1 protein-coding gene and 1 pseudogene are annotated in these 2185 nt (G+C 68.6%); both read left to right on the forward strand.

Features of this window, described 5'->3' with window-relative positions; genetic code table 11:
- Positions 1–66 precede the first annotated feature (66 nt).
- Positions 67–641: pseudogene (locus ABT352_RS40640) on the forward strand (IS607 family transposase).
- Positions 642–654: 13 nt separating this feature from the next.
- Complete coding sequence (gene tnpB / locus ABT352_RS40645; RefSeq protein WP_350950439.1) at positions 655–1929, forward strand: IS607 family element RNA-guided endonuclease TnpB; 1275 nt, start codon at positions 655–657, stop codon at positions 1927–1929.
- The last annotated feature ends 256 nt before the right edge of the window (positions 1930–2185 follow it).

Here is a 2185-nt window from a genome sequence, read left to right on the forward strand (position 1 = left end):
GGGGTTGGCAATTGCTCAATTTTTTATAAGCAAAGATGATCACACGTAGTCATGTATCTTGCGCGCGTGAAGCTTTCGGAGTGGGCACGCCGGCAGGGCGTGGCTATCAGATCGCCTGGCGGTGGGTGAAGAGCGGCAAGATGCCCGTCGCCGTCCACCAGGCGCCCTCCGGCACGTGGATCGCCGAAGAGCCCGCCGCTACCGTTGGCCGGGTGGTCGCCTACTTCCGGGTGTCGTCCGGCGATCAGAAGGGCGATCTGGACCGGCAGGCCGTACGGGTCGTCGAGGGCGCCAACGCTCTGGGCCTGGCCGTCGGCGAGGTGGTCAAGGAGATCGGGTCCGGGCTGAACGGCACACGCCGCAAGCCGCACCGCCTCCTCGCCGATCCGACCGCGGCGGTGATCGTGGTCGAGCACCGCGACCGTCTGGCCCGCTTCGGCGTCGAACACCTGCAATCCGCGCTCGCCGCGACCGGCCGCCGCCTGGTGATCCTGCAACCGCAGGAGAGCGCCGATGACCTGGTCCGGGACATGACCGAGGTATTGACCTGCATGTGCGCGCGCCTGTACGGGCGGCGCTCGGCCAAGCGGCGCGCCGAACTCGCCGTATCGGCCGCAACAGACGCCGGCGTATCGGCGTAGGGGCCGGTGACCGATGGCGAAGCTCCAGGCCAAGTTCCAGGCGCGGAGCGGTTTCGTGGTGCAGGCCTACCGTTTCGCTCTCGACCCGAACGCGGGCCAGGCCCGCGCACTGGCGTCACACTGCGGTGCGGCGCGCATGGCGTTCAACTGGGGCCTGGCCCTCATCAAGGCCAACCTCGGCCAGCGGGAGGCCGAACGCAGCTACGACATCCCCGACGAACACCTGACCCCGCCGCTGTCGTGGTCGATGTACTCGCTGCGCAAAGCCTGGAACACCGCCAAAGAGCAGGTCGCGCCGTGGTGGCGGGAAAACTCCAAAGAGGCCTACAACAGCGGGCTGGAACGCCTCGCCGTCGCGTTGAAGAACTGGAGCGATTCCAAGAACGGTAAGCGCAAGGGCCCGAAGATGGGTTTTCCGGCCTTCCGCTCCAAGCGCACGGCCGGCCTGTCGGTGAGGTTCACCACCGGCACCATCCGCCTGGAAGACGACCGTCGTCACGTCACGCTGCCCCGGCTGGGTGCGATCCGCACCCATGAGTCCACCCGCAAACTCCATCGGCGGCTGAGCGCCGGGAGTGCCCGCATCCTGTCGGCCACCGTCCGGCACGAGCGTGGACGCTGGCTGGTGTCCTTCCAGGTCGAGGTCCAGCGCGCCGCGAGCGTTGCCGCGCGGCCGCAGGCCGTCGTGGGTGTGGACCTGGGCGTCAAACACCTCGCCGTACTCGCCGTACTCGCCGAGGGCGCCGGTGAGGTGCGCTATGAGCCCAACCCCGCCCACCTGCAGGGCTCTTTGAAGCGTCTGCGGCGCCTGTCTCGCCGCGTCTCGCGCCGTCAAGGACCCGACCGGCGCACCGGCGCTCAGCCGTCCAACCGGTGGCTGAGCGCCAACGCCGAGCGCAACCGCGTCCATCACCGGGTGGCGAACCTGCGGGCCGACGGCCTGCACAAGCTCACCACACGACTGGCCGCCGAGTACGGCAGCGTGGTGATCGAAGACCTGAACGTCGCCGGGATGCTTCGCAACCGGCGCCTGGCACGCCGGGTCTCCGACGCCGGGTTCGGCGAGATCCGCCGGCAGATCACCTACAAAACAGGCTGGAACGGTGGGGCCGTGCGGGTCGCCGGCCGCTGGTATCCCTCCTCGAAGACCTGCTCGGGCTGTGGCGCGGTGAAAGCCAAGCTGCCGCTGCACGTTCGAGTGTTCGACTGCGACGACTGCCCTGTTGTGATGGATCGGGACGAGAACGCGGCCCGAAACCTTGCCGCCCTCGTGGCGTCAACGTCTTGACTGGTACCGGAGTGGCCGGAGACCAGGACGCGCGAGCGTCGAAACCGCGTGGAGCCGACCGCAAGACCCGCACCACCCGGCCCGGCCGCGAGGCCGGGCCGGGGCGGGCAGGTGGCGCAACCCCGCACCAGCGGGAAGAAACGCGAGACCGTACTCAGGACACCGAAGCGCAGCCCGCGCTTCGGTGACACCGTGACGGACCTTCCGGGCGGTAACGCCCGGATTGCTGATATCCGACTATGGAATCAGTAACGGT

The organism is Streptosporangium sp. NPDC000563, assembly GCF_040299985.1.
Lineage (GTDB): Bacteria > Actinomycetota > Actinomycetes > Streptosporangiales > Streptosporangiaceae > Streptosporangium.